Raw genomic sequence first — 4981 nt, forward strand, 5'->3', positions numbered from 1 at the left:
CAGCATCGAAGCCACTCGCGATGCCAACGGGAACATCATCAGCCACCACCAGCAGCTCGACATGGAGCACGGCGCCAGCGCCGCGCTGCCGACGGAGTAAGCCCTGTGATCAAGAAACTGATTCTTGCGGCATCCGTGGGTACTGCACTGTTCGCGCTGCCGCTCAGTGCGGCTCAGCTGGTGCTGTTCAATGTCGACGACCCGGGTGTCGGCTTCAATGATCCGACGCCGGCGACGCCGGTCGGCGGCAATGCCGGCACCACGCTTGGCGAGCAGCGCCTGATCGCCTATGACCGGGCACTGACCTTGTGGGGCAGCGTGCTGAAGAGCAACGTTCCTGTCATCGTTCAGGGCTCGTTTGCGCGCCTGACCTGTACGGCCGCTGGTGGCACGCTTGCTCAGGCTGGTGCCATCTCGGTGTTTTCGGACTTCGCGAACGCGCCTTTGGCGGGTCACTGGTACGGCGGTGCGATTGCCGATGCCATTGCCGGTGAAGATCTCGATCCGGGCTATGCCGACATCGTTGCCAACTTCAACGGTGCCGTCGGACAGGCGGATTGCATTCCAGGGCCGGGCTTCTATTACGGTTTGGACAATGCACCGCCGCCGGGCGCGATCGACTTCCTGAACACCTTCATGCACGAAGTTGCGCATGGTCTCGGCTTTCAGAACTTCGTCGACGAGACTGATGGCACTCTTCTGGTCGATGTGCCGGACGTCTACACGGCCAACACCCGGGATCTCGATCTCAACAAGAAGTGGGATGTGATGACTACGGACGAACGGCTGTTCTCCGGCGTCAACACCGGCCGCGTGGTCTGGGATGGCCCGAAGGTGACGGCAGGATCGGCGGGCGTGCTGGGCCCGTATGAAGGTCTGCGAGTCAGCGGCAAGCTGTCGCGTGAACTGGACTTCGGTACGGCGTCATTCGGTGCGCCACCGTCGCCGAGCATGAAAGTGGGTTCGATCGTCGCCGCCATCGACAATGACGGCACGCCGAACGCCAGCGATGCTTGCGGACCGCTGATCAACAACGTGCGCGGCAAGGTTGTGCTTGCTGACCGTGGCAGCTGCGGCTTCGCTGTCAAGGCAGCGAATGCTCAGGCTGCGGGTGCTGTTGCCCTGCTGATCGCCAACAACGCGCCGGGTGCGGGTGCAATCGGGCTGGGCGGTGCGGATCCTACGCTGACCATCACGACACTGGGCATCTCGTTCGAGGATGGTGCCGATATCCGGGCTGCACTGCCGGGTGTCAGCGCGCAGTTCTTCTCGGACAAGACGCGCCGCGCCGGTGCATCGGAAGGCTTCGTCCGTCTCTATGCCCCGGGTGTGACGCAGCCGGGTTCGTCGATCTCGCACTTCGACACGGTGGCAACGCCGAACCTGCTGATGGAGCCGGCAATCACGCCGACGCTGATGGCGAGCCGCAACCTCGACCTGACGCCAGCGCTGATGTTCGACATCGGCTGGAAGGCCGAGCCGGTGGCCCTTGGCCAGTGCGTGTCGACGGTACCGGGTGCTCTGGCTAATGGCGCGCTGGTGCTGCCGGCGGTTGAAGACTGCCTGGCGACGGGCAGCCCGCGCAGCTACGGTGTGTGCGTGGCCAAACTGGCACGTGACTACGAAGCGGCAGGTTTGATCGACCGCCAGCAGCGCGTGTCGCTCACCGCCTGCGGCGTCGCGGACGCTACCAGCCGGGCGAAGTAAAAATCGGCATCGCTTGACGCTCAGGCGTCAAACGGAAGAAGCCCGGACACGCAAGTGTCCGGGCTTCTTTTTGTGCGTCGAACGCTGGTCGAAGTGAAGGCTTCGGTTAGCCGCTGATTCAGACGAAACCGACGAGGAAATCGGCGATTTGGCCAATGCTCAGATCGTCGACATAGCGGCCGTCCTTCATCAGCAGCTTCTCGAACGGCACCTTCTTCTTCGAGATGTCTTCCTCGATCGCGACCACCAGCTGGATGATGTCGATCGACTCGAAACCGAGATCGCCGAGCAGCCGGGTATTGGGATCCATGCGGCCCTCGAACTCGTGATCCCAGTCCTGGGTGAAATCCTCAAGGAGAACGATGAGCTGTTTGACGTAGTTGTCGTGGGTATCGGACATTTTTCAGGTTTGATTTCTAGTAGAGCGGTGAAGCCAGTTGCTCGAGCGTGTAGCGGTTGCCGACACTGCTGACCATGAAGGTATCAGGGACCAGCTTGGCCAAGGCGCCGTCGGCGACCTTGCTCTCGAGCAGATCGAGCGAGCGCTCGACATCGGCGAAATTGATTTCGCGCTTGATCGGCGCGAGATCGTAATCCCACCATTTGAGCTTCAGAAAGCGCTCGATGGTGGCATCCGGAAAGCGATAGCGCAGAACCTTGGCTGGTGAGCCGGCGACGATTGCATACGGCGGCACATCGCGGGTGACGACGCTCCGCGCACCGACCACGGCACCGATTCCGACGGTCACGCCGCGCCTCACGAAACTGCCGGCGCCGATGTAAGCCTCGTGGCCGATCACGGTTTCGGTCGGTGCTGCGTGATCCGCCCAGGACGGCCCGGCATCCGCATCCGGCGACAGCCGGGCGAAGTCCTTCATCTGGTACATCTTCGGCATGTGCGACGGCCGCGAAAACGCGAACGGATGGGTGCTGAACATATCCATCGGGTGCTCCGGCGGGCCGACGATCGTCGACTCACCGACCTGCGAATAGCGGCCGAACTGGGTTCGATAGGCGCTTGCCAGCCCGGCCGCGTTATAGAAGCCGAAGGCTCCCATCGAGCAAGCCTTCAGTCGATGGCCATGGATCATTGCCGGCCGCTCGAAGCGGAACTCGAACACCTTGTTGTTGCCGTCGTCGATGCAGACACCAAAATCGAGCAGCTCCGAGGCCGACAGGCCCTCTTGCTTGGTCATCATTCTCTCAGCGAGCGTCACGGAAGATTCTGCTCGGTTATTCCATGTAACCGAGCATCTGCAGCTGCTCGATGATCTGGCGCTTTTCTTCTTCGTCCATGTCTTCGGCCTTGGCTTTCTCGCCGGCACCGATGGTCGGCTTGCCGATCTTGACCGGGTGCTCGGCCAGCCAGTTGGCGGTGAAGAACGGTTCGGCGGCCTTGCCCTCGAAGTCGCTCGGCACCGGCAGGCCCAGGCTGTAGAGCAGGGTCGGGCAGACGTCGCGGATGTCGAGGCGATCGACCTGACCATTGGCGGCAATGCCTTTGCCGTACGCCATGAAGATGCCATCCGGGTGATGGGTGCCGGCCGGGCTCGGACGCTTGACCACCACCGGCTTCAGATTGCGGATCGACACGAAACCGTTGTCGCGCAGCACCAGCGTGAGATCGCAGGCGCGTTCCATGTGCTGGCCCGGGAACCATTCCTCGCGCTTCAGCACGTCGACGATCACTGGCTCGCCGTCGTCGTTGCGCAGGGTCTTCAGATCCTCGATCAGCTTGTCGCGGAACGGAATGTAGTCGGCCTGCTGGATGCCCGGCTCGCCCGGCTTGGTCGAGACGCGGATGTGGATGCCGTTCGACGATGGCGTGCGGCAATAGGCCGTGGTGTTGGCCCAGTCGAGATTGGCGAAGTCGCTGGCTTCGCGACGGATCGCCTGCTCACTACCGTCATTCACCGCCCACTTCAGATAACCCAGATCTTCGAGGAAGGCATTGATGCGCAGCGTCTCGACGGTAGCGGTGAAGCCATGATCGGAGGCGAAGAACACCTGGCATTCCGGGCCAGCCATGGTCACCAGCTTTTCGATGTAGCGATCGACGTTGGCGAAGTACTCGCGGCAGACGGCGCGCATGCGGTTGTAGAACTCAGTGCGCTCGGCCGGCACCAGCGCCGGGTCGACGAACTGCCAGGCCTGATGCTGGATCTTGTCGGTGCCGTCGAACATTACCGCCATCAGATCCGGTGCATCGTTCTGCAGGATGTATTCGGCGATGTTGAACCACTGCTCTTCACGCGGCAGGTGATAGCGCACCCACTGTTCCATGTCGTTGTCGTTGAGCACTTCGAGCGCCTGCTTCTCGTTGTCGAAGTCCCAGGCCAGTTCCTTGGCATCGAAGCCCGGAATCGCTTCCTTGAGGCGCTCAAACAGGCCTGGCGTCGAATTGCGGCGCAGATGCTTGGCCGGAATGAAGCCCGGCACGATCGAACCATTGACGTGCTTCGGCGGCGGCGCGGTCAGCGGGAAGTTCAGCGCGGCGATCGACTTGCCCTGACGGCTGGCGATCGACCAGATCATTTCCGAATCGACATCGCGGGAGTCGTACAAGGTCCAGTAGACCTCGCCGCCCTTGTCCTCGGCGCGGATGAAGTCGAACACGCCATGCTGGCCAGGGCCGCGGCCGGTCATGATCGAGGTCCAGGCCGGCGGCGTCAGCGGGTTCGGCGTGGAACGCAGATTGGCGCGCGAACCTTTGGCCATCAGGCCGGACAGGAACGGCATGGTGATGCCTTCGCCGGGAAGGTCGCGGGTCATTTCGTTCAGCACGGTGAACGTGCAGCCGTCCATGCCGATGAAGAGGGTCTTGGTGGTCATTTGAGGTCCGCCTTGAATCCGTATGTGTTTGACAGCAGGGGTGTTGGAGTAGTGCGCAGCAGAATCTAGGCCACAGCGGCGCGAGGGCCGCTGCTGGCTGACAGCGAAAGCAGTGATAGCGCGAACACTTCGTTCGGCCCGAGATGCAGCGCAACGGCGTGATCGGCACCAGCATGGCGAACCAGCACCGCACCGACCGGCGCCGCAGCACGCGGCACCGCGCCATCGACGACTTGCCAGTCTGAGCTTGCCGAGTGATCAGCGAGCCCGGCAGCGCGTGCTGCAGCTCGCTTGGCACTGGTCAGCGCGGCAATGGCGCGGTCCTGTTCGACATCAACCAGCCCGGCGAGGAAACGCTGCCGCTCGGCATCGCCAACGGCGGACAGCTGGCCGGCATCGGCGGTCGGACGATCGAGTCGTTGATAGTCGATGCCGATGCCAA

5 protein-coding genes are annotated in these 4981 nt (G+C 62.6%); 1 reads left to right on the forward strand and 4 read right to left on the reverse strand.

The window, feature by feature from the left end; genetic code table 11:
- The first annotated feature begins 105 nt into the window (after nucleotides 1-105).
- Nucleotides 106-1707 carry a PA domain-containing protein gene (locus QZY06_RS16145; protein ID WP_295686090.1) on the forward strand — a complete coding sequence of 534 codons (1602 nt, stop codon included), beginning with the start codon at nucleotides 106-108 and terminating at the stop codon, nucleotides 1705-1707.
- 118 nt (nucleotides 1708-1825) lie between these two features.
- Here the strand turns inward: QZY06_RS16145 and QZY06_RS16150 are convergent, their stop codons facing one another.
- From QZY06_RS16150 to QZY06_RS16165, 4 genes are all read right to left on the reverse strand, one after another.
- Nucleotides 1826-2107 carry a phosphopantetheine-binding protein gene (locus tag QZY06_RS16150; protein WP_295686091.1) on the reverse strand — a complete coding sequence of 94 codons (282 nt, stop codon included), beginning with the start codon at nucleotides 2105-2107 and terminating at the stop codon, nucleotides 1826-1828.
- Between the two features lie 16 nt (nucleotides 2108-2123).
- Entirely contained in the window at nucleotides 2124-2903 is a 780-nt protein-coding gene (locus QZY06_RS16155) for a CatB-related O-acetyltransferase (RefSeq protein ID WP_295686092.1), read from the reverse strand.
- Between the two features lie 37 nt (nucleotides 2904-2940).
- Nucleotides 2941-4539, reverse strand: a complete 1599-nt coding sequence (locus tag QZY06_RS16160; RefSeq protein ID WP_295686093.1) for an alkaline phosphatase family protein — start codon at nucleotides 4537-4539, stop codon at nucleotides 2941-2943.
- Between the two features lie 65 nt (nucleotides 4540-4604).
- The coding region (locus QZY06_RS16165) for a hypothetical protein (RefSeq protein WP_295686094.1) at nucleotides 4605-4981 on the reverse strand (377 nt) is incomplete at its 5' end.

The sequence above is a fragment of the uncultured Nevskia sp. genome (genome assembly GCF_903885465.1).
GTDB lineage: Bacteria > Pseudomonadota > Gammaproteobacteria > Nevskiales > Nevskiaceae > Nevskia.